Source organism: Pseudomonas sp. MDV22-iso1 (genome assembly GCF_058145095.1).
In genome coordinates this window covers 17,184-43,159 of record NZ_JBYVMF010000037.1, presented here as the reverse complement: position 1 = coordinate 43,159, position 25,976 = coordinate 17,184, and the positions used below count along the sequence as shown (strand labels likewise).

The 25,976-nt window shown below is 58.4% G+C and carries 22 protein-coding genes and 1 pseudogene; 7 read left to right on the top strand and 16 right to left on the bottom strand.

Features of this window, described 5'->3' with window-relative positions:
- Positions 1-473 precede the first annotated feature (473 nt).
- Together hutC and AC3ZVB_RS27270 are read right to left on the bottom strand one after the other, a co-directional pair.
- Positions 474-1,226 (bottom strand): histidine utilization transcriptional repressor HutC, encoded by a 753-nt coding sequence (gene hutC, locus AC3ZVB_RS27275; RefSeq protein WP_162439056.1) that lies wholly within the window; start codon positions 1,224-1,226, stop codon positions 474-476.
- 111 nt (positions 1,227-1,337) lie between these two features.
- Positions 1,338-2,531: an MFS transporter gene (locus AC3ZVB_RS27270; RefSeq protein ID WP_490148283.1), complete on the bottom strand. Its 1,194-nt coding sequence runs from the start codon at positions 2,529-2,531 to the stop codon at positions 1,338-1,340.
- A 154-nt stretch (positions 2,532-2,685) separates the two neighbouring features.
- On the opposite strand from AC3ZVB_RS27270, the gene AC3ZVB_RS27265 reads away from it, so the two are divergent.
- Positions 2,686-3,630, top strand: coding sequence for a LysR family transcriptional regulator (locus AC3ZVB_RS27265; protein WP_490148282.1), 945 nt, complete (start codon positions 2,686-2,688; stop codon positions 3,628-3,630).
- A 37-nt stretch (positions 3,631-3,667) separates the two neighbouring features.
- The gene (locus AC3ZVB_RS27260) at positions 3,668-4,147 is read left to right on the top strand and encodes a GNAT family N-acetyltransferase (protein WP_490148281.1); all 480 of its coding nucleotides are present in this window, start codon (positions 3,668-3,670) and stop codon (positions 4,145-4,147) included.
- A 149-nt stretch (positions 4,148-4,296) separates the two neighbouring features.
- Here the strand turns inward: AC3ZVB_RS27260 and AC3ZVB_RS27255 are convergent, their stop codons facing one another.
- The 8 genes from AC3ZVB_RS27255 to AC3ZVB_RS27220 form a co-directional block, all read right to left on the bottom strand.
- Entirely contained in the window at positions 4,297-4,608 is a 312-nt protein-coding gene (locus AC3ZVB_RS27255; RefSeq protein ID WP_490148280.1) for a cupin domain-containing protein, read from the bottom strand.
- Between the two features lie 198 nt (positions 4,609-4,806).
- Positions 4,807-5,169: a response regulator gene (locus tag AC3ZVB_RS27250; RefSeq protein ID WP_490148279.1), complete on the bottom strand. Its 363-nt coding sequence runs from the start codon at positions 5,167-5,169 to the stop codon at positions 4,807-4,809.
- Positions 5,170-5,192: 23 nt separating this feature from the next.
- The gene (locus tag AC3ZVB_RS27245) at positions 5,193-6,635 is read right to left on the bottom strand and encodes an ATPase domain-containing protein (protein ID WP_490148286.1); all 1,443 of its coding nucleotides are present in this window, start codon (positions 6,633-6,635) and stop codon (positions 5,193-5,195) included.
- 263 nt (positions 6,636-6,898) lie between these two features.
- Positions 6,899-7,615: a class I SAM-dependent methyltransferase gene (locus tag AC3ZVB_RS27240; protein ID WP_490148278.1), complete on the bottom strand. Its 717-nt coding sequence runs from the start codon at positions 7,613-7,615 to the stop codon at positions 6,899-6,901.
- A gap of 116 nt (positions 7,616-7,731) precedes the next feature.
- Positions 7,732-8,463: a carbon-nitrogen hydrolase family protein gene (locus tag AC3ZVB_RS27235; RefSeq protein ID WP_490148277.1), complete on the bottom strand. Its 732-nt coding sequence runs from the start codon at positions 8,461-8,463 to the stop codon at positions 7,732-7,734.
- Positions 8,464-8,571: 108 nt separating this feature from the next.
- Positions 8,572-10,425 carry an ABC transporter ATP-binding protein gene (locus tag AC3ZVB_RS27230; protein WP_162439048.1) on the bottom strand — a complete coding sequence of 618 codons (1,854 nt, stop codon included), beginning with the start codon at positions 10,423-10,425 and terminating at the stop codon, positions 8,572-8,574.
- Positions 10,426-10,605: 180 nt separating this feature from the next.
- Complete coding sequence (locus tag AC3ZVB_RS27225; protein ID WP_490148276.1) at positions 10,606-11,493, bottom strand: DUF2950 domain-containing protein; 888 nt, start codon at positions 11,491-11,493, stop codon at positions 10,606-10,608.
- 26 nt (positions 11,494-11,519) lie between these two features.
- On the bottom strand, positions 11,520-13,022 hold the full coding sequence (locus AC3ZVB_RS27220) for a DUF3300 domain-containing protein (RefSeq protein WP_490148275.1): 1,503 nt from the start codon (positions 13,020-13,022) through the stop codon (positions 11,520-11,522).
- 340 nt (positions 13,023-13,362) lie between these two features.
- Between AC3ZVB_RS27220 and AC3ZVB_RS27215 the strand changes: the two genes are divergently transcribed.
- Positions 13,363-14,169, top strand: a complete 807-nt coding sequence (locus AC3ZVB_RS27215; protein WP_490148274.1) for a lytic transglycosylase domain-containing protein — start codon at positions 13,363-13,365, stop codon at positions 14,167-14,169.
- Positions 14,170-14,236: 67 nt separating this feature from the next.
- Here AC3ZVB_RS27215 and AC3ZVB_RS27210 read toward each other — a convergent pair whose 3' ends face one another.
- Positions 14,237-14,641, bottom strand: coding sequence for a (R)-mandelonitrile lyase (locus AC3ZVB_RS27210; protein WP_162439044.1), 405 nt, complete (start codon positions 14,639-14,641; stop codon positions 14,237-14,239).
- A 17-nt stretch (positions 14,642-14,658) separates the two neighbouring features.
- On the opposite strand from AC3ZVB_RS27210, the pseudogene AC3ZVB_RS27205 reads away from it, so the two are divergent.
- Positions 14,659-15,231: pseudogene (locus AC3ZVB_RS27205) on the top strand (LysR substrate-binding domain-containing protein); the annotation flags it as partial.
- A 3-nt stretch (positions 15,232-15,234) separates the two neighbouring features.
- On the opposite strand, the gene AC3ZVB_RS27200 reads toward AC3ZVB_RS27205, so the two are convergent.
- Both AC3ZVB_RS27200 and AC3ZVB_RS27195 read right to left on the bottom strand, forming a co-directional pair.
- Positions 15,235-15,495: a hypothetical protein gene (locus AC3ZVB_RS27200; RefSeq protein WP_490148273.1), complete on the bottom strand. Its 261-nt coding sequence runs from the start codon at positions 15,493-15,495 to the stop codon at positions 15,235-15,237.
- A 164-nt stretch (positions 15,496-15,659) separates the two neighbouring features.
- Positions 15,660-16,475 carry a helix-turn-helix domain-containing protein gene (locus tag AC3ZVB_RS27195; protein WP_490148272.1) on the bottom strand — a complete coding sequence of 272 codons (816 nt, stop codon included), beginning with the start codon at positions 16,473-16,475 and terminating at the stop codon, positions 15,660-15,662.
- Positions 16,476-16,593: 118 nt separating this feature from the next.
- Here AC3ZVB_RS27195 and AC3ZVB_RS27190 point away from each other — a divergent pair, with 118 nt between their 5' ends.
- Positions 16,594-16,920: a DUF2834 domain-containing protein gene (locus AC3ZVB_RS27190; protein WP_490148271.1), complete on the top strand. Its 327-nt coding sequence runs from the start codon at positions 16,594-16,596 to the stop codon at positions 16,918-16,920.
- A 57-nt stretch (positions 16,921-16,977) separates the two neighbouring features.
- Here the strand turns inward: AC3ZVB_RS27190 and AC3ZVB_RS27185 are convergent, their stop codons facing one another.
- Positions 16,978-17,991 (bottom strand): alpha/beta hydrolase family protein, encoded by a 1,014-nt coding sequence (locus AC3ZVB_RS27185; protein ID WP_490148285.1) that lies wholly within the window; start codon positions 17,989-17,991, stop codon positions 16,978-16,980.
- A gap of 346 nt (positions 17,992-18,337) precedes the next feature.
- Here AC3ZVB_RS27185 and AC3ZVB_RS27180 point away from each other — a divergent pair, with 346 nt between their 5' ends.
- Positions 18,338-21,244 carry an EAL domain-containing protein gene (locus tag AC3ZVB_RS27180; RefSeq protein WP_490148270.1) on the top strand — a complete coding sequence of 969 codons (2,907 nt, stop codon included), beginning with the start codon at positions 18,338-18,340 and terminating at the stop codon, positions 21,242-21,244.
- 29 nt (positions 21,245-21,273) lie between these two features.
- On the opposite strand, the gene yghU is transcribed toward AC3ZVB_RS27180, so the two are convergent.
- Both yghU and AC3ZVB_RS27170 read right to left on the bottom strand, forming a co-directional pair.
- Complete coding sequence (gene yghU / locus AC3ZVB_RS27175) at positions 21,274-22,122, bottom strand: glutathione-dependent disulfide-bond oxidoreductase (RefSeq protein WP_490148269.1); 849 nt, start codon at positions 22,120-22,122, stop codon at positions 21,274-21,276.
- Between the two features lie 147 nt (positions 22,123-22,269).
- Entirely contained in the window at positions 22,270-24,180 is a 1,911-nt protein-coding gene (locus AC3ZVB_RS27170) for a hypothetical protein (RefSeq protein WP_194691908.1), read from the bottom strand.
- A 483-nt stretch (positions 24,181-24,663) separates the two neighbouring features.
- Between AC3ZVB_RS27170 and AC3ZVB_RS27165 the strand changes: the two genes are divergently transcribed.
- Entirely contained in the window at positions 24,664-25,809 is a 1,146-nt protein-coding gene (locus AC3ZVB_RS27165) for an acyltransferase family protein (protein ID WP_490148268.1), read from the top strand.
- Positions 25,810-25,976 lie beyond the last annotated feature (167 nt).

Here is a 25,976-nt window from a genome sequence, read left to right as displayed (position 1 = left end):
CCAGCTTTTGGCGGTCAGCGTGTTACCGCGGGCGGCACGGATTTCAACGTCACGGAAGCGGGTGGTCTTGGTGGTCATGGTCATCTTCTCAGGCAGTGATTAGAGGGTCGGTAGCTGTGCTACATGCATGTACATGTGCGCTTATACCAACCTGTATGTACAAGTGAATGCAAGTGAAGGGCCAGAACCTGGATTGATGTTGGTCATCGGATCCTGAAAAAATATGAAATGTGATTTAAATCAAATAGATAAAAAACAGGAAAAGATAAGGCTGATAAGACGAAGCTTGAAAATCCTGTTGCAACTTTTATGATTTTTTATGGGAAGGATGAGTTTTAGGTAACACTTATGTGCGCGATCAGCCGCAAAATGTCACTTTTCTACCACTCGGGCCGGTGGCAGTAACAGTGTCAGGAGAAGAGGTGCAACAAAGGGCATGCCGAGCGGCAGGCGGGGGCCGCTCGATCAGTGAATCAGTTACCGAACTTGCCTTCCAGGCGATAACGCGAGCCGGGATAAACCAGACGGGCACAACCCACCTGACCCTTCGCCGCCCACGTCCGACGGCGAATCAACAGGCACGGCTCATAGCGTTTGATCTGCAGCAGTTTGCACTCCGCGGCTTTGGCGTGGATCGATTCGACCACATGCTCGCCTTCGGTCAGTGGCGCCAACTGGATCAGGTAGGCGTAGGGCGTGACCTGGGTGAAGTCCTGCTGCAGATAGGCTGGTGCCACCTCGGCATTGACGAAGCGTTCTTCGATCTGCACAGGCACACCGTTCTCGTGGTGCACCACCACCGAGTGGAACAGCCGCTTGACCCCCTCGAGCGGAAAGGGCATCGAAGCACGTGCACGCTCGGGCATTTCCTCGAGCACGATCACTTCGCAGCGATGCTCATGACCGCGAGCTTCAATCTCTTCCGCGATATTGTGAATCTCGAAAAGCGCCGCATGCCCCTTGGGCTCCGCCACAAAAGTGCCGACGCCTTGCATCCGCACCAGCGAGCCCTCGATGGTCAACTCACGCAGGGCCCGGTTGATGGTCATGCGACTAACGCCCAGCAGGTTCAGCAGTTCGCTTTCAGACGGGAGCTTGGAATTGGGCAACCAGGCACCAGAGCGAATCTTCTGCATGATGATTTGCTTGACCCGCGCATACAGAGGCGAGGGGCTCTCGAGAGAGAAGGACTCGAGGGATGCAGTTTCCTCAATAGATTTGGCCACGTTAGTTCCTGATGTGAAAAAGAATTGCTCCGACAAGCATGCGGGCTAGTTTACTCAGCTAAGGGTGATACGCCTATGCACAGACCAGGCGTCGACCTGAGGAGGGCAATATCACCCCGTTGCCTTCTTCGAATGGGATGCCCCCAAAAAGTAAAACACACCACCCGCCACGATAAAGAGGGCGAGCATGTAGAAGATGCAGTGGGGCGGGTAGCTGGCCAGGACGATGCCGCACAGCACCGGGCCGAGGGCTGCTCCAAGGTTGGAGAGGTTTTGTGCGCCGTAGTACATGCCGCGCAGATGGTTGGGTGCGATTCGGTCGATGAACATGTATTCGGCCGGAAACACGATGATCTCGCCGACAGTGAAAATCGCCATGGACAGGACCCAGAGCAAAAGCGTGGTCGACAGGGCAAAGCCCGCCACGCCGGCCATGAACAGGCTAAGCCCTGCCGCCAGCCACAGATTCAGGTGTCGTTGGGAGATCCGTCTGCCGATGGCGTACTGCAGGGCAATCACCATCAGCGCATTGGTCGCCACCACGGCACTGATGATCTGGTAAGTGGTTTCAGGCGTCGTGGTGACCACCAGGTACTGCGAGAGATACGCCGTGAACTGGCCAAACACCACGGCGGTGAGCAGCCCGCCAAGGGTGAAACACACCAGCCGATAATCCTTGAGCAGCAGCTTTCCTACGGCCAGGAAGGGGGCGGGGTTTTGTGCTGCATTGATTGCAGTTACGCCTTTATTGCCCCGAAAAAAATAAACCCCACAGAACCCTGCACCCAGCGCCACAGACAACAGGAACGGCAAACCGATATCCAGTTTCGCCAACCCGGCGCCAAGAAACGGGCCGACGGCATAGCCGACGTTGGTCAGGGTGTATTTGATCGAGAACACTTCACTGCGATCACTCACCGCGAGCAGGCTGCCAAAGCCGGATTTGACCGCGATTTCAATGACCGCGTAAGCCAGGTTGATCAACACCAGGCAGCCGTAGAACAGCCAAAGATCGCGCGCAAAAAACGTCCCGAGAAAACCCAGTGTGAATGCAACGCTGAAGCCCAGGATGAGCCGGTAACTGGACATCTTGTCGACCAGAAAACCACCGTACAGACTCAGCAACGATCCAATGATCAACGTGCTGCCAATGACCAGGCCGATATCGGCGACGCTCAAGCCAAAACTGCTGGAAAGGTAGATGACCAGATAGGGCAGGGTGATCGCTCGCGCCAGGGTCAATACAAAAGACGCCGACAGCAGCAATTTGATCGCTGCCGGGTAGTTTTTTAGCGTGGTGAGCATCCTTGCCTCGTTATTGAGCAGGTGGTTTCAGGGCAGTTGCGGGCAGCGTAGCGTTGATAGATCCGCAGGAATCAAGCTTACTGGGGAATGCTGTTCTGATTAGTGACGTTTTTTATCAAATGATCGGAACTGAATTCATGAGTATGGAACGTTTATGTTTTCCTCTGAGCGATTAAAGGGCATTGATGTATTCGTCTGCGTAGCCGATTTCGGCAGCTTCAAGGCGGCTGCCGAGCGGATGAACCTGACCGCGTCGGCCGTCAGCAAAGGCATCGCTCGATTGGAGAGCAGACTTGGCAGTCGGTTGTTTCACCGCACAACGAGAAGCTTGTCACTGACGGATGCGGGCGTTGCCTTCTATCGAACCTGCACGGGTGTGCTGGCCGATCTGGAAGAAGCCGAGCTGTCGCTGCACGCCGAAAACACCGAGCTTCGTGGCAGGGTTCGCATCGGCCTGCCAGGGGCTTTTGGCCGTTTGCAGGCACTTCCCGTCATTTTGCAGTTTGCCCAAGAACACGGACTGCTGCTCCCGCACATTTCGTTTTCAGACCGTCTCATCGACCCCGCCGAAGAAGGCCTCGATATCGTCGTACGCATCGGTGGCTCGCCCCTGTGGCCTGCCACGTTGGGGCATCGCTTCCTGGGCAACGAATGGCATGTCTTCTGTGCGTCGCCTAAGTACCTGAGCAAATACGGCACGCCCATGACGGATCGCGATCTGGACCATCACCAGTGCATCGCCTACGGCTGGGCAGATGGCAGCGTCCACCCCTGGAGTTTTTCCGGGAGCAACCCAGGCGAGATTGAACGCCGGGTCGTACCTGCAAACCTCGTCGTGGGCGATGGAGAAGGTCTGGTGATCGCGGTGTCGGCGGGGTGCGGTATCGCGCAGTTGCCTACGTGGTTGATCAAGCGCCAGCTTGAAGAGGGCACGCTGGTTGAAGTCCTCCCGGATCGGGCAACGGATGGACAGGCGATCAATCTGGTGTGGCCAAAGGGCCGTGAGCGGCTTGCGAAAGTCGGTGCTTTGCTGGAGGCGCTAGCCGCAGGTTTAGAGCAGATTCAAGCGGGCAACGCCAGGGTTGCCGCCTCGACATGATTGTGAGACGTTGAGACGCTGACTTTTAAGGACGATCATGGATATTCGACCGACGGAAACTAAGGACTGGATGCTTTTGAAGCAGGTCCGACTCGCCGCGCTTTTAAACACACCCACAGCGTTTGGCGTGAGTTACCAGACCGCCGTCACCTACGATGACGAACAGTGGAAAGAACGAGCATCAACCGACGGAACTGCATTCTGGCTAGCGTTCGACGGCGACAGACCTGTCGGAATGATCGGTGCCGCAGTCAGTAACGCGAACCGCTTCAACTTGATCGGAATGTGGATTGAGCCCGCCGCACGGGGCTCCGGTGTGGCCGTTCAACTGGTTGATGCCGTAAAGGCTCGCGCAAGGGACCAGGGGTTTGATCGCGTTTTTCTCGATGTCTCTCCAGACAATGCGAGAGCTTGCGGCTTCTACCTGAAGCAGGGATTTGTCTTCCTGGATGAATGGGAACCGCTGGAAAGTCATCCGCATATTTCGGTTCAGACAATGCGCTGGCTGGGAGATTGAGTCGAAGGCCGGCAGGTTGTTTTCAGCGTGCCGTCACAGACAGAGAATCGCCGTTTCCTGGCATTCGCCAATGGCAGTCATTGGCCAGTCGCCAACCCCTGCTATCGCTACTGATTGATCTGTCAGAGCGCCGGTAAAGCCTGGGCAACTTAAACGCTGCCCTCTCGTTCAATAACCAGAATCCGCGCTTCTCCACGAGGATGCGCAACATGTTCACATCCAACCCCTGCGCAAAACACGTCGCCTACCTCCAATGTCACGACCCGTTCAATGCCTGACTCGCGATAGTGCATATCTACCGTGCCGTCGAGGACTGCGAAAACCTCCTCACCATCATTGACGTGCCACTTGTAGGGCTGGTCGGTCCAGTGGAGGCGGACGGTGGTTCCGTCCATGTTCGCTATGTCGTGAGCCCCCCAGGCGCGAGTGGCGGTGAAATCCTTGCTGCGAATAACCTTCATGGGTGGTGTTTCTCGACAGAGAGTGAATCGGTAGCAATCTATCAGAATCGTTGGTCGTCCACTGCTGACCGAAAAGAGGCCGGACTGAATGTCGGCTTCTGGCCGGATCGCAGGCTTGTTGACCGGCTGATATCGGCCAAAAACAGCCGCTTGAAAGGGAACGCTCTCGGCTCATCGTCTGCATCGAAGTATTGTTGACTACTTCGAAGATAGTAGCTCTCTAACTTCAGCAATCATCAAGTCAATGTCGAATGGCTTTGGCAACACCGCATCAAACAGGTCCGATCTCTGCATACCGATGTGCGCCTGAGCACCGCTCATCAAGATGATCGGCAAATGATGGTTGGAAGGAAGGGCTCGGACAGCTGTGGCGAATTCCAGGCCGTCCATGACCGGCATCATAAAGTCGGTAATGACCAAGGCAGGCCGTTCTCTATCCAGCACCTCAAGTCCTTTTCGACCATTACTCGCCGTTACCACCATGAACCCTTCATCCTCCAGCGCGAAGCTGAGAATGTCAGCGATCAAATACTCGTCGTCGACGACCAGGATGGTTGTCATGTTAATTCAATCCGCACAAAGGCTTAAGATGTTGAACCGGGCGATGACTCAGCAGGGACTGATGGTTCATATCGTGAAGCCTTTTTCAGGAAAACGTCTTGATCACGAATGACGACCTCGAAGCGCGAAGCGTCGTAAGAGCTGTCTCGTACCTTAAGAATGGAAAGCGTCCTGCTTAGTTCAGACTGATTCTCAGAGAACCGCATGAGCATAAGGTTGTCGACGATACTGGACAGATCAGAGTTCGGTGCGCTGACTTCGGAGCCAAAAAGATCGCGCATTTCCCAAGAGGCAAATACCGTAACGCCCCTGGATCGCAGTTCGTTCATCAAAGCGCTGAAGAAGTCATTAATCCGCGCCGGATTTGTCGAGACTCGCGTCATACCACTAAGGCTATCGATGAACAGGCGCTTGATGCCCTTTTCTTCAACAAGACTCAGCAGTCGTGCACCCAACCCATCCAGCAATCCTTCAGTAGTAGGCTGCCAGGCAATGCTCAGCGCTCCACTGTCTTCCATACCCTTGATATCGATACCCAGTGACAGGCCTTTGAGTCGCAACCGTTGTGGGCTTTCGTAGAAACCAAAATGTAGGCCCGGCGCCTCTACAGTCGACTCAGCCAGAAATTTGAGGCCCAGTGTTGTTTTACCAATCCCGGACGGGCCTATTACCAGAGTCACACTGGAACTGTGCAAGCCTCCGCCCAAGATGTCGTCCAGTGATTTAATTCCACTGGCGATACGGGTCATGTCGGCGCTGTCGGGGGACGACGGGTGGCTGTAGAGACTTTCAAGTCGTGGGTAAACCACCAAGCCATTTTCGGTTATTTCACACTCGTGAAGACCCGTCATTGCGGGGCTGCCGCGAGTTTTACGAAGCTGAATTCGACGCACTGAACGAGTGCCATATAGCTCCTCACCCATCTCAATCACGCCGTCAACCATGGTGTGCTCAGGACTGCCATCGTCGAGGCGGGAGCTGGTAAGAAACAGCACTGTGCAACCAGCGAAAGCAGCATGACCTTGCAGCTCTGAAATGAATTTCTTGGTATCGATGGGCGAATCAGCTTTCGACCGCGCATTGAGCAAACCATCTACGACCATCACCGTGGCCTTCTGGCGGCTTATTTCGCGCCGAAGCAGCTTCACAACCTCATCCAGGCCTTCGTTTTCCAAGGTGTCAAAAGCACTGACAAACTGAATTTCGACGCCGACCTTAGATGAGTCGAAAAAGCTAAGGGTAGAAAGAAACTGAAAAAGACGGTCATGCGATTCAGCCAACAGGGTGGCGACCAGAACCCGCCCCCCGTTATTCGCATGATGAAACCCAAGCTGGTTCGCGAGGATGGTTTTTCCAGACCCCGGACGCCCCTGGATTATGTATGAAGCCCCCTCGACCAGCCCGCCCTTGAGCAGAGCATCGAGCCCTTCTATTCCGCTTTGAAGGCGTTTTAGCTTTTCCACAATGCGACCCTGATCCGAAAAACAATCTATTTATACTAAGTTAATGGAATGCTAACGCCAATTCTGCTGCGGAGCCATTCAGGTTGAGTGAAAAGCTGGAGCGACATCGCACTCTTGGTGTCGTAAGAGATGCTCACGAGCGCCTGCTTTTGGCCGTTATCTACCCGTCGCGAGAGGCAGAAAACGACCCAGGCCGTACGTTCGACGATTGGCAGCTACCTGGGCACCAGAAAAAATTCACCAAATGCACACTTCAATTTCTTTTTTCAACCCGTCTTACACACCAACCAAGCCCCCCAAAACAAGCTGCTGAAAAACCGGGTAGCGTCCCCGAATCCACACTCATGCAGCAGCTTCTGAACGGCCGCCTCGGAATGCGGAGGGTCAGCGCCTTGCAGGATTTTCCCCAGCTTGGCCTTTACCTCATCGGCGCTCGCACCGTGCTGGCGCCACCGCTGGCCCCAGGCAGCCAACAGTAGCGGCTGGCTGGCATAAGCGTATTGATTCCCCGCGACAATCAATGGCGCACCCGGCTTTAGATGAGCCCGAATGGATCGCAGAATCTGTCGTTTCGCTTCATCCCCGTCGAGATGATGAAGGACACCGATCAGGGTGGCTGCGTCGTATGACTCGTCGGCGGGCAGGTCTTCAACATGCCCAAGATGCAGGTCGGTTTTATCCAGCAGGTTGTTGGCGGCTAGCTGCTGCTTCGCTGCCTCCAGCATGGGCTCCGAAGGGTCAACGGCAGTGAAGCGCCAACCGGGTTCGAGCTTGGCCATTGCAATGATTTCCTGCGCCGTACCGCCAGCGCCGACGACAAGTATCTTGGCCCCAGTTGTCGTGCCCAGGCTTGCTGCCAGTATGCACGCCGCCAAGTCCTGGCAGGCGTCGTAACCGGCGAGTGCAATACGGCTTTGCCGTCCGTACTCGTTGGCGCGAGAGGTATCAAATTTTTCAGCGGAGTTGAGCGTGGTTGATTTCAAGGCGGTTCTCCATGTCCTCAAATCAAGCTACGCCACCCAGCGAGATAACAAAAATTCAATAATTTCATGCCCTGCATTCCTGTGCGGAATGCAGGGCGTTGAGTCATTCCTGGCGTTCAAGCCAAGCTGAAAACGCCGGTTTCTCCAGTCTGCAGGTCGTATGCAACCAATGCTTCTTGGGTGGCATCAACGCGGCAAACGAGCTCACCGTCACTGTTCCAGACAGCAGACTGACCGGCTGCAATATAGTCGTCGGCGGCGCCAATAAAGTTGGCCATCAGCACCGTCATGGAATGTTTTTTAGCAGTTATCGGATAGTGGCTATAGGCCGACTTAACGCCTCTCTCAGACTTGGCCACACTGGCCAGATAGACCTGAGCGCCGGACTTGGCGGCATGTTCGGCATGGCTCAATTGCAACGACTCATAGCAGATGGCGGGTGCCAGGATTACGTTGGCATGCTCAAACACACGCCCTTTAGTGCCCGGGGTGAAGAACGGAAGCTCGTCGGCGTGCAGCTGCTGTTTCGAGTAGGCCGTGCGCTCCAGCCCTGGCTGGAAGGCAATCATGCTGATCTCGGTGCCCTGGGGTCCCTTCGTTGGCGCGCCCACGGCGATGAGCATGCCGTATCGATCGCTCAACACCTGGAACTCATCAAAACGGCCATCGCTCGGGTGGACTGCCAGAGCCTCCGCCAGACGTGGCTCGTAACCGGTGACAGAGAGCTCGGGAAAGAGCAGCAGATGGGCACCTTGGCGAGCAGCCAGGTGAATGACATCAAGGTGTCTGGCGATGTTTTTTTCGATGTCGCCGGGTGTAGAACGTATTTGCGCAGCAATCAGCTTCATATCCGGTCTCGCGTCCTTGTGTTGGGGTAAGGTTTTCTGACTCGCTCATCCTGGCGTTTTCGATAGGCCATGCTGGGTGAGCGTCACTCCAGCAACGGCCACTCATGGCTACTCCATTGCTTCAGCCACACCCTGATCCTCGCCCAGAAACCCACCGCTCTGATGGTGCCACAGCCGCGCGTAGGTGCCGTTTTTGCGCAGCAGTTCGGCGTGGGTACCTTGTTCGATGATGCGTCCGTCATCCATGACAATCAGCCGGTCCATGGCCGCGATCGTTGACAACCGATGGGCGATGGCGATGACGGTCTTGCCCTGCATCATTTCATCGAGGCTTTCCTGAATGGCCACTTCGACTTCCGAATCCAGCGCGCTGGTGGCCTCGTCCAGCAAGAGGATCGGGGCGTTCTTGAGCATCACCCGGGCGATGGCGACGCGTTGGCGCTGGCCGCCCGAGAGCTTGATGCCGCGCTCACCCACCAGGGTGTCATAACCGGTATGACCCTGGCGGTCGCTCAGTTGGCTGATGAACCCATCGGCCTGGGCATTTTTCGCGGCCATGTGGATCTGCGCGTCGGTCGCATCCGGGCGGCCGTAGGCGATGTTGTCACGGATGGAGCGGTGCAGGAGGGAGGTGTCCTGAGTGACCATGCCGATGGCGCTGCGCAGGCTGTCTTGTGTCACGTGAGCGATGTTTTGACCATCGATACGAATCTCGCCGCTGTCCACGTCGTAGAAGCGCAGCAGCAGGTTGATGAGTGTGGATTTGCCGGCGCCGGAACGGCCCACCAGGCCGATTTTTTCGCCAGGGCGGATGTTCAGGGTCAGGCCATCGAGCACCTGGCGTTCACCGTTGTAGTTGAAACCGACGTTGTCGAAGGTCACCGCGCCGCCAGCGGGCACCAGCACACCGGCGTTTGGCGCGTCCTGCACCTTGGCACCCTGGGTCAGGGTGGCCATGCCGTCCTGGACGGTGCCAATGCTCTCGAACAGCGAGGTCATTTGCCACATGATCCAGTGCGACATGCCGTTGATACGCAACGCCATGGCAGTGATGGCCGCCACGGCACCGGCGCCGACGTCGCCCTGGTGCCAGAGCCACAGGGCATAACCGCCGGCGGCCATGATCAGTGCCACCACCAAGGCCTGGTTGACGATCTCGAACTGGCTGACCAGGCGCATCTGGCGAAAACCGGTTTGCTTGAAGTCCTCCATCGCTGCACGCGCAAAGTGCGCTTCACGATTGGAATGGGAGAACAGCTTCACCGTCGTGATGTTGGTGTAGGCGTCCGAGATACGCCCGGTCATCATCGATCGGGCATTGGCCTGTTCCTGCCCGACTTTCCCCAGGCGGGGCACGAAATACACCATGGCCAGCCCGAACAACGCGACCCACGCCACGAAGGGCAGCATCAGTTTCAGGGCGAAGCCGCCGGCCAGGGCGATGATGGCGATGAAGTACACGCCGATCCCGGGGGCGATTTCGATCAGGGTGAAGAGCACGTCGCGCACCGCCAGCGCCGTCTGCATTACCTTGGTCGTGACCCGGCCGGAAAACTCATCGGAAAAAAACGAAAGGCTTTGCCGCAGCATCAGGCGATGGAAGTCCCAGCGCAGCCGCAACGGCAAATTGATCGCCAATATCTGGTGTTGCACCATGGTGCGCAACGCCACCAGCCCGACGCTGGCCACCATGACGATGCCCATGCCCCACAACACGCGGCTTTCCTGCGCCGCCGCATCGCCGCCTGCCTGCCAGGTCGAGAGCAGGTCCACGACCTGACCGAGGAAGGAAAACAACCAGGCTTCGTAGATCGACACGCCGGCACTGAGCAGCGCAAACGCAAGGATATAGCCGCGTGCGCCTCGGGTGCAGGCCCACAGGAATCGCGCCAGGCCGTCGGGTGGCGGGGGTACCTCGTCAGGCGGAAAAGGGTCGAGTCTTCGTTCAAATGCCCGAAGCATGGTGGTCTCCAAAACGATCAAGTTAAGGGGATTCTGCCATTGAACGGTTGCTTTGAGGATTTTGCTGGTCAGAGGAGGGCAAATCGCGACGCTGTTTTTGACCCGAAGCTAAAGAGAGCGGCGGGGGCATGCCGGCGCCGTTTTACGTGGCACCGGCATTGCGATGAAGATCAGGCTGGATTATTGCGGGTCGTCCGGAACCACCTTCCAGCTGTCATCCGGATCAAAGCGTTTCATCGCCTGCGCGAGTTTTTCGCTATCGGGCCCCAGGTCTTTCTCGAACACCTCGCCTTCATGGCTGATCATGAAGCTCATGACGCCGGTGTCATCGTATTTCGCCGGCCAGGCAATCAGCGCAAAACCCCGGCTCATCTTGTCGCCGATCAGGTAACTGTAGGCGCCACCCGGTGCCGAAGGGCCTTGGCCATCCAGGATACGAAAGCGGTAGCCATGCCAGTCTTCGCCTTCAATGATTTTGCCGAACGAGGGGCCTAACGGGCTGATCTGGTCCGTGTCGTCATCCGCCCAATACAGTCCGTCGTGCTTGCCGGGGGTGCTGACGATTTTCTGCGCGTATTCGAGCGCGCCGTCTGCGTCACGATCGACCGCGGCATATTCCATCTGGGCGTCGTGGTAGGCCAGCACCGATTGCACCGCAGCAATTTCGTTGCGACCAATGCGACGTACGCGGATTTCGGCATTGCCGGCCTTCATGTCGAAACGCCAACCGGCGGCTTCTTTTACCAACGGTATGGGCAGCGTCCAGTGGTCATTGCCGACCGCCAGATGGGCTTTGTTGTCACCGGTTTTTTCGATCTGGTGTTGCGCCTTGTATTGCTTGATGAACGCATCCACATCTTCTCGCTGCACACCTTCGCGCGGGACGAAATTGTGCCATTCCTCCCCCAGCAACTCGGTCAGGCGCGCCTTGTCCGCGTGCTCTGTCCCCAGGGCTTCGACGAACGCTTGCGCAGCCGCTTCCGGCGTTGGAAATGCCTGCTGCGCCGCTGCAACGCACGACCACAGCAAACCGGCCGCTATCGCGATGACCGTAGGGAGCACGCCCATGCCTATTTTCACTCCAGGATAATTGTTCACCGACGGCCCCCCCGCGAACGCGCTGGCGGACTTGAAGGCCGACTGATCTGGTGACCCGATGGTCGAGAGGCCGTTTGGCGTTGGGCTGAGGCCTGACTGGCCCTACCACGATTAACTTGGGCGTTGGCCTGTGACGGTGTCCGTGCGCCGGCAAATGCATTGTTGCGGGCACTGCCCGTGCTGGCGGCCGGGCGATTGTTGTTCGCCTGGCGCGTCTGCGGTGTTCTTTCTGAACGCTGATTCGCCTGAGCGGTGCGGGGCTGCTGATTCTCACGAGTATTTCTGGCAGGGGTACCCTGGCCTCGGTCCGTTGTCCTGGGCCTATCGGCACCGGTTTGCGCCCGATTGCGATCGTTGGTCTGGGCCTGGGCTTTACGCGTTTGATCCCGGGCTTCGCGGTTGCTGGTGGCCGGGCGCTCGATACCGTGCTTGTCCATGGAGTTGCGGGCATTTTCACGCGCCTGGGCACGTTGGGCATTGTCCCCTCGGTAGGCCTCACGCTGATTCGCCCCGTTCAGTTGCCGGCCGTACTGTTCGCGACTTTTGCCGTCACGATAGGGCACGCCATTGCGATGAACCGGGTTGTGCTGCCATTTGTTCTGGTTGTTGGTGATCTGGTTGTTGCGATTGATGTTGTTGTAGCGATTAACGTCTATGTCGACGTCGTTGTTGCCCCAGTCGCATTCGCCCCACAAGGCGCCGACGATTGCCACGCCGGTCCCGAATGCCAGCCCGGCCATCAATGCCTGACCCGGGTAATAAGCGGGAGGAGGGGGATAGTACGCGGGAGGTGAGGCCGGGTAGGCCCACGTACCGTAAGTGGTGGTCGGATTATAGGTGGGTACGTACACCACTTGCGGGTCGGCGGGCTGAATGATGATCGTGGCAGGCGCGGGCGCTGGGGCAGCTTCGGGTGCTGCGGCCTTCGGAGCCGGTGCGGGGGCAGTTGCAGGTGCCGGTGGTGCAATGTTCTGAACCGTCACGTTCTGATATTGGTTGCTCTGCAGGTTGCCAGCGGCTTGCGCCTGGCGACGTAAACGCTGAACGCCGTCCATGAGGTCGTCAGGTTGCGCCAGGAAAGCATCACCCAGGCGTTGTACCCAGACGGGATCCTGTCCCAGCGTTGCCAGGACCTGCGGGAAGGCGACCAGCGCTTGCACGCTCGGGTCCCAAGGCTGGCTCGCCACTTGTTTGACCGCATCGTCGCCCTTGGCGTCAGGGTGAGCTTTGGACCAGCTCACCGCGTCGGTGATTTCACCGGGGTAGGTGCTGGCCATCAGCACCTGTGCCAGCAACGGGTCGGGGTAAAGCGCAATGGGCGCCAGCATCTGATCCAGCTGCTCCTGGGTAAATACTGGATCTTTGGCCACTGCGGCGACGGGCGCTGGATTGGCAGAGGCGGCCGGGGCCGGGGAGGGCTCTTGCGCCGACTGGGCCAGGGAGGCAGATCCGCTCAACAACAATACAGCTGACAACGCGTACAGTACTGGAATGCGCATTGCACCCCCTATGAGGTCAGGCAGGCTCGAAATGAGCAGATCAATGCCCGGCAGGAGGAGACTGACTGGCTAGCCAAAGCCCTCGGTCCCGATGCCGCTTGGTAATGGTAGCAAAGCTGTGATTTTTGCCAGTTATTCGGTGCTACGTTCGTCTGGAGTTATCAAGCTTCGACGAAGCCTGGGAGCGCCGGTAGCCCGTACGTCATCGCAAGTTCCAACGCCGGTTACAAGGGCTATAACTATCAGAACAAACGCCGGGTCACCCGCAATCGGCCCTCCAGAGGCAGCGCCCGAGCAGACGCCCCCGGCCTGATAGGCACCCGCGGCGCGGAGTGATGTGATGAGTTCCAGAGCATGGCGATGCGCTCGCAAGCGCCTTCTTGGTTGCATCGGACTGACCTTGCTGGTCGCTCCACTGTGCGCCAGCGCCATGTTCAAGTGCCAGGGCAAAGACGGAGTCATCAGCTACACCAGCCAGGCCATCGCCAGCGCCCGCTGCACGCGAGTGAACGGCATGCCGGGCGTCGGTGCAGGTGCCAAAGCAAAGGCACTGCCACGGGTTGTGCGGAACGACGACCCCGGTGCGGTGCGGATTCGGGTGTTCACCTTCATGCACAAGGGGGTTCGCCAATACGCGAGCCGGCGCCCTGTCGGGATCTCCGCACGGGTCGACGTTCTTGAGCTGTATTACATCAAGGACTGCTATCTGTGCATGGCGCCGAAGGATTTCAAGGTCGCCTCACTGAGCCTGGACACCCAGTCCTATCGGCGCGAGATCGAAGCCGCTTCGGGTGATTATGGTGTCGACAAGGCGCTCGTCCGCGCGGTGATACATGCCGAATCGGCGTTTCGCCCCAACGCCATTTCCGTCGCTGGCGCCCAGGGGCTGATGCAGTTGATGCCCGCCACCGCCGAGCGTTTCGCGGTGAATGATCCGTTCGACGCACGACAGAATATTCGTGGCGGCGTGCGTTACCTGGCCTGGCTGCTCAAGCGCTTCAACGGTAACCAGATGCTGGCATTGGCAGGGTACAACGCTGGCGAAGCCACGGTAATCGAGTACAACGGGGTGCCTCCCTATGACGAGACGCGATCCTACGTCACCCGGGTGCAGTCCTTGACCGAACGCTACCGCGACCATCGCTAGTTCAAGCCCGTCTCGCCAACGTTTGACTGCATAAACCAGGCGTCTTATTGAGGCGTGTGAACTTCAATCAAAACCCTTCGGCGTATTGTTCGTCGCTGACCTGTTCCATCCAGTCGACCACCTTACCGTCCAGTACTTCGGCGATGGCGATATGCGTCATGGCAGTGGTGGCGGTTGCGCCATGCCAGTGTTTGACATTCGGTGGAATCCACACCGTGTCGCCCGGTTTGATGGAGCGAACCGGTTGCCCCAGTGCTTGCACCAGCCCGGATCCCGCCGTGACGATCAAGGTTTGCCCTAACGGGTGCGTGTGCCAGGCCGTGCGGGCGCCAGGTTCAAAGGTCACGGTGGCGCCACTGACCCGCGCCTCTTCCGTTCCCTTGAACGGCGCGTCGACACGCACAGTGCCGGTAAAGTAATCAGCGGGCCCAACGGCAGAGGGCTGCGATCCATTGGGATGAACGATGAGCATGGATTTTTCTCCTTCTGCTCATTCGGCCCGTGCTCAAAGACTTCCTTCCCAAATACCCCGACATCTCGGTGGAAGTCTGCTGCGATTACAGCTTCGTCGACATCGCCGCACAGGGCTTTGATGCCGGGGTCAGGTTGGGCGAGGACGTGGCGGACGGCATGATTGCCACGCGTATAGGGCCGGATATGCGCATGTCGGTGGTTGGATCCCCTGACTACTTCGCCGACCGCGAATTACCCAAGACGCCTCGGGCGCTGACCGATCACTTGTGCAATAACCTGCGCTTGCCTACCAACGGCGGTCTGTATGCCTGGGAATTCGCCAAGGATGGCGAGCGTCTCAAGGTCCGTGTGTCAGGCCAGGTGACCTACAACGGCGTTTATCAGCTGTTGGCAGCAGCGCTGGATGGTTTCGGGTTGAGCTATGTCCCCCATGACGTGGTCGCGCCTCACCTCGGTTCCGGGCGCCTGATACAGGTGCTGGAAGACTGGTCGCCATGGTTTTCCGGTTTCCACCTCTATTATCCGAGTCGACGTCAGTCGTCACCTGCGTTTGCGTTGCTGGTGGATGCGTTGCGTTACAAGCAATAGACGTTATTTGATCTGGGTACCCGGCACGAAAAATTTACCGGGATCATCGGCCTCCTTCAGGTCAATCAAGGCGCGGCAGACACAATGCGAGAATTGTTTTTGCAAGGTGTCGGGGTCTTTCCAGGCTATTTGCGAAGCTTGCAGCTGTTGGTTCTCCGGCGATTTATAGCAGGCACAGTTATCAAGCCGGGTGATGCCGTCGTTGTCGCTCTGACAGGCAGAGGTCAGCAAAGAGATCGCGATGAGCAATACAAGGCGTTTCATTGACTCCCCTCCGAGACGGGCGTGAAAAGCTGACAAAGCGAGGCGCGATCTGCTGAACAAGCCTGGCAATAGAAGGAAGCTTAGCTGTCATTTTCCGTCGTTCAATTCATGGCTGCTTTGGGTCCATCGTCGCTGGACGGCAGGACCCGTTCATCACCCGAATTTCACCTCTCGTTGCCCAGTGATTGCTCGTAGGCGCGGGTCATGACTTCCCAAGTCCTGGGATCAGCGGGAATCAGGTGCTCGATGCGCAATGAGGTCACGGTGATGTCCTGCGGCATGCCGAACGTCGTGAAGGTGGACAGGAAGTTCAGCTCGCCCTGAGTGGAGGTGATTCGGGTCAGCATCAGCGGGGGGAGTTCGCTGGTCATGAGGGGTGGGCTGGCTGGGGCGGGCAGACTTTCCAGGATGCTGGCCAGCCCAGGGTTGACCAACGCCTCACGGGAAGCGCGCTGCCAGGCGACGGTTCTGATTTCTTCGGCGTTGATCAGATGATCTCCCAAGCCTCCAGGCTGCAGCAGGGTGACGAGAAGGTTAAGTCCCTCTGTCGCGTCGACCGGCAGTCCCACCAACCCGAACAGCACAGCGGTACTGGCGTTGGCGGCCAGGACTTGCCAGTGGCTGCCCAGCACAATCGCCGGCGCGGGATTATTCGCGTGAAGCACGTGAGTGATCGCCCCTCTGACCGCGTCCATCAAGGGAGAGGTGAGTGCCGTCGCTTCGTAGCGAGGGGCGTAACCCGATGCCAGGAACACGTTGTTGCACTGATCCAGGGGGGCGTCCAGACCCGTCAGCAAATTGTGCAGCGTGCCGGGGCTCGGTTTGGCGCGGCCCGTTTCTATGCAACTCAAATGGCGTTGGGAAATCCCGGTGATCAGGGCGAGGTCGAGCTGGCTCAACCGGGCCTGTTGGCGTAGCTGGCGCAGTTGCGCGCCGGCGGTTGTCGGGGGTGTCGTGCGGGGAAAGGGGCGAGTGCTCATGGGTTGACTCTGGCAGTGCGGGTTGTAGGCGTCCATGACCTGTCAGGTCATTGAGGTCGGGGCGACGATAGCACTAACTTGCCCGTACCCATCACCCCGCTTGTTTGCAAAGGACGCCATGAAAAGACCTTCCCTCGCGCTCATCATCTTGCTGGTGTTTTCCCTCTACACGGCATGGACGCTCTGGCACGCCGAGCAATCGCTCATTGAATTCGGCCTTGCACTCATGTCGAGCCCGGACACCGCGCAGGTCGTCATTGATCTGTATGTGCTCGCCTGCATGGCCTGCATCTGGATGTACCGGGACGCCCGTTCGAAAGGAAGATCGCTCGCCTCGGTGCTGCCTTACCTCCTGCTCACGGCGATCTTCGTGTCAATCGGCCCGTTGCTCTACATCGTGATCAATGGATTGCCGCGCCAACCTCGGCCGGTGGGCAATCCTTGATGGGGAGCTTGTGATCAGATCGTCCGGTTACTTCGCTGCGAGGGGCTGAGCCAGGAATTAGGTGATCAGCGTAATCGTCTGCTGCTGGATCACGTCTCGTGGACGAGCGCCGTCGCCATCCCGGCAAATCATGCCATCGCCCGGCGACGATTCTTCGATCAACGTCACCGCGCCAGGTTTGCAGATCGACATAAAACTGAAGTGGGTGGCGTCGCTGATTTCGACGTAGCGCGTCGACGCTTGGGGCAAGCGTTTGGCCAGGTTGGCGGACTCCAGATGAGCGGGAAGGTCTTCAGACGGCACGCCCGCTGCAATCACCAGGGTCGGTACCGGTAGCGCTGCCAGGCTTTCGTCCGTCATCCCGCGTGACAGGCCAATGTCCAGTGAAACGATGGCGCTGACGCGTTTATCGCTCAAGTCCGCGGCCAGTCGGGTCTTCGATGCCGGGGAGCTGGCAGGGTTTATTTTTTCGTAGACCGCGCAAGGGGCCAATGTCGGATGAGCGCCGCAATCCTGAGTGAAAAGGTCCGGGTCGAAACGTGCACCCGCGATTTCCAGGGCAGTCCAGCCACCGAGTGAATGGCCCACTACGGCAATTCGGCGCTGCGCGACCACGCCAAATTTTTCCGGCTGTGCGGTGACCGCATCGATGGCACGGCTCAGGTCAGCGGGTCGCAACCATAACTGCGCCGCGGCTTCAGGACTGCGGTCCTTGCTGGTGGTGCCGGGGTGGTTGACTGCCGCCACAATGTAACCTTTATGAGCGAGTGCGCTGGCCAACCACACCTGATTACCCCAATTGCCCCAGACCCCGTGAGAGAGCACCACCAGCGGATGCTCGCCGGTGGCCGGAGGTGCGTCTTGAACGGCGAGGGCGCCAAAAAATACGGGATTGTCGGAAATCAACTGCGGTGGCGAGGTCGTTGGAGTGGGGTACCAGACGACCATTTCAAGTGGCCTGACAGTGTGTGCATCTGCCAGCGTAGAAGCGCGGAAGCCGACGAGGTTTTCGTCGGCAAGCACGCTAGAACTGAGGCAGACGAGCAACAGGGCGCCGAGAGCTTTCTTGATTATTTTTATCTTCCTTGATTGAACTGACTCATCAATGCCCGAGACCACCGTCAGGCGAATGGCTATCTCGAACGCAGGGTTCGAAAGCCGGCGAAGTGTATCGGCAAATCCTGCGGACAGAAATTGATGCCGCTGGACACAGCGCGCTTGGATTACTGATCGTCGGCAATCTGTACCATTAGGCGACACAGATAGTAGCCAGCCCGACGCGTTAATCAATGAGGCTTGCCACTAAAGCAAACAAAACTATTGAAAAAAACCGTTATAAGCCTTAAACGGAATGCGTGCCGGCACATTGCTTGCTATCCATAAGCGGTATCGCCATTTTCTGGCTCAGGGAGCGTTGATGAGTTTTAGTCCATTGCAAGACGCTCCTCGGCAATCGAGCGCGTACGACGTTGACGCTTCTCAGTTGAAACGGAATTCGGATACGGTCGGCATGGCCCTGGCGAGTGGACATGACACGGTCCAGCGGTTGCTCGACTCGGCGCGTAACGGCCTCCACACCCGCGCCTGGGTGGTGTACCGCGCCGGTGAGCAACTGCATTTGATCGGGCAGGGCGATCCGCAGGTGCCGTGGCCGGCCATCGTTGCGAATGACGAGTTTGAGGTTTTCTGCCAGACCCGGCGCTTGCACCGCTGGCCGACCGGTAAAGGCGAAACGGTGCTCGGCTGGTTGCTTGCACCCCTCGACGATGCGGCAGACCCCGCGCTCGCCGAATTCGCTCAGCGGCTGGGCATCGAAGTCCAGACCAACACCCTTGCCCGCGCGCAGATCACTCAGCGTGTCCTCTATGAAATCACTTACCTGGCCAGTTCGACCCGTGATCGATCGGTGTTCCTGGTGGGCGTCCACCGCCTGCTGGCCAGCCTGATCGATGCCGAGAACTTCTATCTCGCGCTGTATGACCCGCACTCCGGAAAGATCGACTACCCGTATTACGTCGACATCATCGACGTGGATGCCGTGGAGGCCGAACACTACGAATACCTGGACGTTTCGCACTTGTCGTTGACGGGCCAGGTGCTGACTACTGGCCAGCCGTTGCTGATCGATGCTGCGGGCATTCTCGCGGCGCAGACCGAAGGCCGCTTCTACTGCGTCGGTGATCGTCCCGAGTTCTGGATGGGCGCGCCGCTGAAAAATGCCTCCGATGAAGTGTTCGGCATGCTTGCCATGCAGGTGTACGACGTGTCCCGTACCTACAGCGCCGAAGACCGCGCACTGTTCCTGGTGGTGGCCCGGCACGTGGCCATGGCGCTGGACCGGATTCTGCACCGGGAGGACCTGGAAGCGACGGTCATGCGTCGCACCCTGGAGCTGTCGGCACTGAACGACGAACTGAGGCAGGAAGTGGCCGAGCGCGAGCGCGCCGAGCATCTGCAGAGCGCACTGTTCCAGATTGCCGAACTGTCGAGCCGGCCCGGCGACATGACCGAATTGTTCCAGGCCTTGCATGGCATCGTCGGTGATCTGCTGTTCGCCCAGAACTTCTACATTGCGCTGTTCGACGACGCGACCACTGAAGTGACCTTCCCGTACTACGTCGATGAGCGGCAAACCACCTGCCCGGCTGCACGCCGAGGGCGTCGAGGCCTGACCGAATACGTTATTCGTCAGCGCCGACCTTGCCTGATTGACTCCACCGAGGCTGAGCGCCTGTCGATCAGCGGTGAAGCGGACCTGGCCGATGAGTATGTCCGCTCCTATTCCTGGCTGGGCATTCCCTTGTTCGACGGCGACGTGGTGCGGGGCGTGCTCGCGGTGCAAAGCTATACCTCGCAGGTGCGCTATACCCTGCGTGATCAGGAACTGCTGACGTTCGTGTCGCGGCACATTGATACCGCGTTGTCGCGTCGTACGGCCGCCGAAGCGATCCACGCCGCCAACCTCAAGCTCGAAGCCCGGGTGCAGAACCGAACCCGCGAGCTCGACCACGCCAATGCCAAGCTGCAGCATGAAAACTCTCACGACGCGTTGACCGGGCTGCCGAATCGTACCTGCCTGCAACAGCGACTGAGCCTTGCCTGGTCACGGTTTGGCAGCGAAGGTGGGCACCTGGCGGTGATGTTCATCGACCTCGACCGTTTCAAGTTGGTCAACGACAGCCTCGGCCATCATTTTGGCGACCTGCTGTTGATGCAGGCAGCCCACCGTTTGCGCGGTTGCTTGCGCGAGACCGACCTGCTGGCGCGTCTGGGCGGCGATGAATTCTCGGTGCTCGCGCCGGAGGCTCCGCTGGACGTGGTGATCGAAATTGCCGAACGCATTCTGGTGGCGTTTGACCTGCCGTTCTTCATCAATGGCCACGAAGTTTTTTCGTCGTGCAGCATCGGTATTGTCAGCGCCGACAGTCAGTTTCATCACGAGCCGGCCGATTTGCTGCGCGATGCCGATGCGGCGATGTACCGGGTCAAGAGTGCCGGGCGCGACAGCTATGCCGTGTTCAATCAGGAAGTGCGCCGTGAAGTCTCGGACCAGGTCGAGCGGGAAGGGGCCTTGCGCAACGCGCTCAAACGCACGGACGAATTGCTGCCGTATTTCCAGCCAATAGTCAGCGTTGAAACCGGCGAGCTGCTGGCCCTTGAAGCGCTGATTCGCTGGCATCAACCGGGGGGCAGGGTGATCGCCCCGGGCGACTTCCTTCCGGATGTCGAGGGCCTGCGTCTGATTGGTCGACTGGACCTGTACATGCTCAACAGCATTGCAGCGATACTCGCCCAGCCCGAGCACGCCAACTGGCCTGCGGTGCACGTCAATTGCTCCAGCTACAGCATGACCCGCCCGGATTTTGCCAGTGATGTCCTGGCACTGTTGGCCAGGCATCAAGTTGAACCTTCGCGCATCTGTCTGGAGTTGACCGAAGGCGCACTGGTGGCGGAACCGACCATCGCCCGACTGACCATGCAGCAATTGGCCGACAACGGCATGTCGGTAGTGCTCGATGACTTCGGTGCAGGGTTTTCATCCCTGAGCTATGTGCATCAATACCGCTTCAGCGGCTTGAAAATCGACAAGTCGTTCATCCTCGAACTGACCACCAGCGCCCGCAGTCGCGCGATCGTCCGGGCGATTGTGCGCATGGCCGAATCGCTGGACCTCAGCGTGGTGGCCGAAGGCGTCGAGGATCAAGCGACCCTGGACCTGCTACGGGAAATGGGCGCCACGCAAGCCCAGGGTTATTACTTCGCCAAGCCGATGGGGTTGGAGGAATTGCTGGTCATGTTGCCGGCGGCCCCTGTGTCTGTTTGACCTTCGTGGGGCTGCCGAGCAGACACGAATCAGGTTCTCTGGTCCAGATCAGCGGCCTGATGCCGCTCGGGCACCTGGCTCGCCTCATCGCCCCACGTCCGGTTGACCCGCTGGCCACGGATGACCGCCGGCCGATTGGCGATTTCCTCTGCCCAGCGCTGCACATGGGTGTATTGATGCGCGGATAGAAACTCCGCCGCCGAGTACACGTTGTCTCGCACCAACTGCCCGTACCAGGGCCACACTGCGATGTCGGCAATGGTATAGCTGTCCCCGGCCAGGTAGGCGCTTTCGCCTAGACGACGGTCGAGGACATCCAGCTGACGCTTCGCCTCCATCGTGAAGCGGTTGATCGGGTACTCAAGCTTTTCCGGCGCATAAGCATAGAAATGCCCGAACCCACCGCCCAGGTAAGGCGCCGCGCCCATCTGCCAGAACAGCCAGTTCAGGGTTTCGGTGCGACCTGCGGGATCCTTGGGCAGGAACGCGTCGAATTTTTCCGCGAGGTAAAGCAGGACCGACCCTGATTCGAAGACGCGAATGGGCGGCTCCACGCTGCGGTCCAGCAGCGCCGGGATCTTCGAATTCGGGTTGATCTCGACAAAGCCGCTGGAGAACTGGTCGCCTTCGTTGATGCGGATCAGCCAGGCATCGTACTCGGCACCGGTGTGCCCGAGCGCCAGCAACTCCTCAAGCAGGATGGTGACCTTCACGCCATTGGGGGTGGCCAGTGAATACAACTGCAACGGGTGCTTGCCGATCGGCAGCGTTTTGTCATGGGTCGGCCCTGCGGTCGGCCGGTTGATGCTGGCGAATTGGCCTCCGGAAGGGGCATCGTTTTTCCAGACCTTGGGAGGAACGTAGGGCGCTTTGCTCAAGAGATGGACCTCATAGCTTGCTTGCGGTAACTGACGGATCGTGGAACACCGTAACTGTGGCGGGGGATTGCACGCACCTGCGATGAGACTGTGCACCGTCCCGCTTCAGCGCTACCCGGCTGTCCAGTTTGACGACTGCTGCGCAGTTTACGACGCACGCCACGTCAAGGCGAAAATACTTTCACCCGGAACATCAAAACGAATGCGTCCATCCCGGCAATCGACAGCGGCTTCGCGACTACGGCTGTCAGGGCCGAAAAGGCTGAGGGAAGGGCAGGCGGTGCCTGCGCCCTGCAAGCTGATCCGTTGCAAGCGCTCGCCCTTGTTTACGCCTAGCACGGTGCGTTCGTTGCCGCGGGCCATCGCCAGGGCATCGACCTCGAACGCGCTGTTGTCCATCCGCCGGACCTGATCGAGCCAATGCGATTGGATGAATTGTTGCGCCAGACCTACCGGCTTCAGCTCGAAGCGATCAGGCCCAGGCATGCGGATCATGCCTTTGAGGTGGTTCGGGTCGTCGGCGGCCTGAAACCAGTTGAGCATATCGAGCAGCCCATCCTGGGCTGAATTGATAGCCACCGAGGCCCACCACAATGATGCGAAGTGCGTTTCCTGTTCGTAGGGGCTCACGCTTGACCCACTGGATATATTGGTCTGGTCCAGCAACAGCGCCTTACGTGGCCGACCATCGGATTGCAGGCCGACGACTTCCGCAGCCTGGCGCACAGAGTCTCGGTACACCCGAGTGGCCAGCAGGTCGCGAATCATCCACTCATGCCAGGCCAAGGCGTCGATCTGCGGTGCCGATTCACTGAGCATGCGCCGGGCCCAATCGATGCCACGGCGCTGCGCACCTTCTGGTGTAAACGGCCCATTGACGAATCGCGAGCTGGCGGGCATGGCGATGCGCACACCCGCTTCGCGCGCGCCCGGGTAGTCGCGTACCTGGCGATACATGGCGTCGAAGAAGTGCTTGTAGGTCTCATAGTCGGGGTAGTTGTAGTTGGGCTCGTCGGCAAACGACAGGTAGTGAGTGCCTCGACCCAAGGCCACGGTTGTCGCCAGCCAGGCGTCAAGGCCGGCGGCGCTCTGGCTGTTGGCCTTCAAGTCGGCCTTGCGACGACTGCCCGCCAGCAAGGTGATATCCATATCGATGCCACCGCGTTCCAGATAAAAACGTCTGAAGGCCTCTTCGTAATGAGGCTTGGCGGCCATGATATCGACGGCGCTGTAAAAGCCACCCGCGCGGGGTTTGAGCGCGTCGAGGGCGGCATGGCTTGCCGGTGGTGGAAGCAAGTAAGGCAAGGCGACACCTAGTCGCGGCGTGGGGCCAAGCACCTCGGGATGCAAATTGAGCTCGGTACGGCCGCTGTTTTGGCGCAGCGGCTGCAGGTGTTGGGGCCGCTGGGCAAACAGGTTGGCGGTGCCGTCCAGCCAGAACGCCGCCTTGCCACTCCCTTGCAGACGCAGGCGCCAGTCTTGATCCCTATCGCTGACAGGCAAGGCAATCTGGTCGAACTTCGGGTAGTCCTGGTAGGGTTTGAGTTTCAGCTCGACGTTGTTGCCATCGCCCAAACGCACGGCACGCAACCCACTGACACCACCGAAATACTTGCCTGCGAGTATCGCCTGTTCACCGGCGCGGACCTTGAAATAGACTTCGACATTGGAGGCAGTCTCGGCGCTGAAATGCACCTTTGCCGGTGCGAACAGGGCGACAGTCTTGTCGTCGTGCTCAAAGCGATAACGCCTGAAGCTGTAGCCCGGGACTTCCACGCGGTAACTGGCAGCGCTCGCGGGCAATGCCCAGGTCTGCTCGCCGCGCCTTTCGCTGGCAGGGATAAAACGCTCGCCGCGCAACTCTCCCTCGGCATCCAGCAGGTAGATTCGTTCTTCATTGGCATCGGTTTGCCAGGCAGGTACCCAACTGACGCGCAACGTGTCGTCGCCACCTGGCTGCAGATAGAGGCTGCCGTCGCGAATATCGCCCCAGCGCATGGGCGCGGCGTGGGCCAAGCTGCTGAGCGCAAGCGTCAATACGATAAGGGTGCATTTCATTCGGTGCTTTCCATTGCGTCTGTCCCAATTTCCGAAAGCGTCGGCATTCGCCCTACACATTAGTCCCGATGTAACAAACGTGAGAAAAATAAAGCGCGGGTCGACGATGGACGGTAATGAAAAGTTATGTGCGTTTGTTGCGCAAAGCTGTAGTCGTGAAAGGACTATTGAGGTCAATATTATTAGCGGTTTTTTGACGCCGTAATTGCGTCAATAGTGCATTCATCTTCGCGCTGAAAAACGGCCTTGCTCTTTCAAGGACTGATGCTAACGTGATATCAGCTCAGCGGTTTGATAGACGTCGTCTTATCTTTTAGAAATTGCGTTAGACCCTTCGGTGCAATAGTGGAGGGGGCTGCAGTCATTCAGGGGACGGGTGGCACGTTACCAGGGTGAAGCCGGGCGAATCCCTCGCCGACCCCGCGAAGTAGTCATCGCAGGTAATCCAAGACGTGCCGCCTATGCAAGTAAGGGAGCCTGGATATGCGCGCAGAGAAGCGATTCTATTCGCTGGACAGTTTCAGAGGGTTGATGGCTGTTTCAGTGATGATCTATCACTTACGCGTTAACGACAGTTTTACCGAGTGGTCGTTGTTTCGCCATGCCGAAGTATTCGTATCGTTCTTTTTTGTATTGAGTGGCTTTGTATTGGCGCACGCCTACGCAAACTCCGTGCAATTTAATTTTCGCAGATTCTTCATAACGCGCACCTTCCGCTTGTTGCCCTTGCACCTCTTCATGTTGGGCGTCTTCATACTGTTGGAGTGCGGACGATATATGGCTGTCCAACAAGGTATGGAGTTTAACAACACGCCATTTTCTGGAAAGTTTGACCCGGCTGAAATTCTGCCTAATGCGCTGCTGCTGCAATCCTGGACGCACTGGACTAATCCACTGTCGTACAACTATCCGTCGTGGAGCATCAGTATCGAGTACTACACCTATATGATCTTCGCCATGATCCTGAGTATCGCCTTCGGCATCAGGACATGGGTGTGGGCGACGATAGTCGTCGTGGCCCTGGCGCTGATCTATGCCGACCATAACTTCTTCACGATTGAGTCGCTTAGAGGCCTCGCCTACTTTTTCACTGGCAGCCTGGCGTATACCGTGTACCTGAAACTACCCCATCCCGGCCGGGCCAAGGTCTGGTTGCTGACAGTGCTTGAAGTCGTGGTGGTAGCTGTAGTGCTGTTGTTCGTGACCAACGATTTTGAGGGCAAGGCGTTGGTGGCCAGCCCGTTGTTCGGCGTCGTCGTTGTGATATTCGCCTTTGATGGCGGGGCGGTGTCAAGGGTGTTGGCGGGACGGGCCTTCGCGTTTCTAGGCAAGTTGTCGTATTCCATCTACTTGACCCACGCGGCCATCCTGTTTTGCATCGTGTCGTTGTTCATGGTAGCGAACAAAGTCCTCGGCGTTAACATGACACCGATGATTGACGGGACTCGCCACCTGGACACGGGTGATGTGCTGTTCAACAACCTCATCGCTCTGTTGGCAGTGGGATCAGTAGTGTTGGTGTCGATGTTTACTTACCGGTACGTCGAAATGACCGGGCAAGCCCTTGGTCGAGCACTTGCCAACAAACCTGCACAAACAAGTCCTTTGTTGAGACCTGATGCCGACTGAATGTCGGGCTGACCGGTTGCTGTCTGCGTTTTTGACAGAGTTACCTCATGTTCGACGCGCTGCTGGCCAGATTTTTACACCCAGCAGATTCTCGCCGAGTTCGTTCTGGGCATGGCTGCTACGCCATTTACGCACGCACGGCGGCGTGGCGCGCTGCCGGCCTCGGC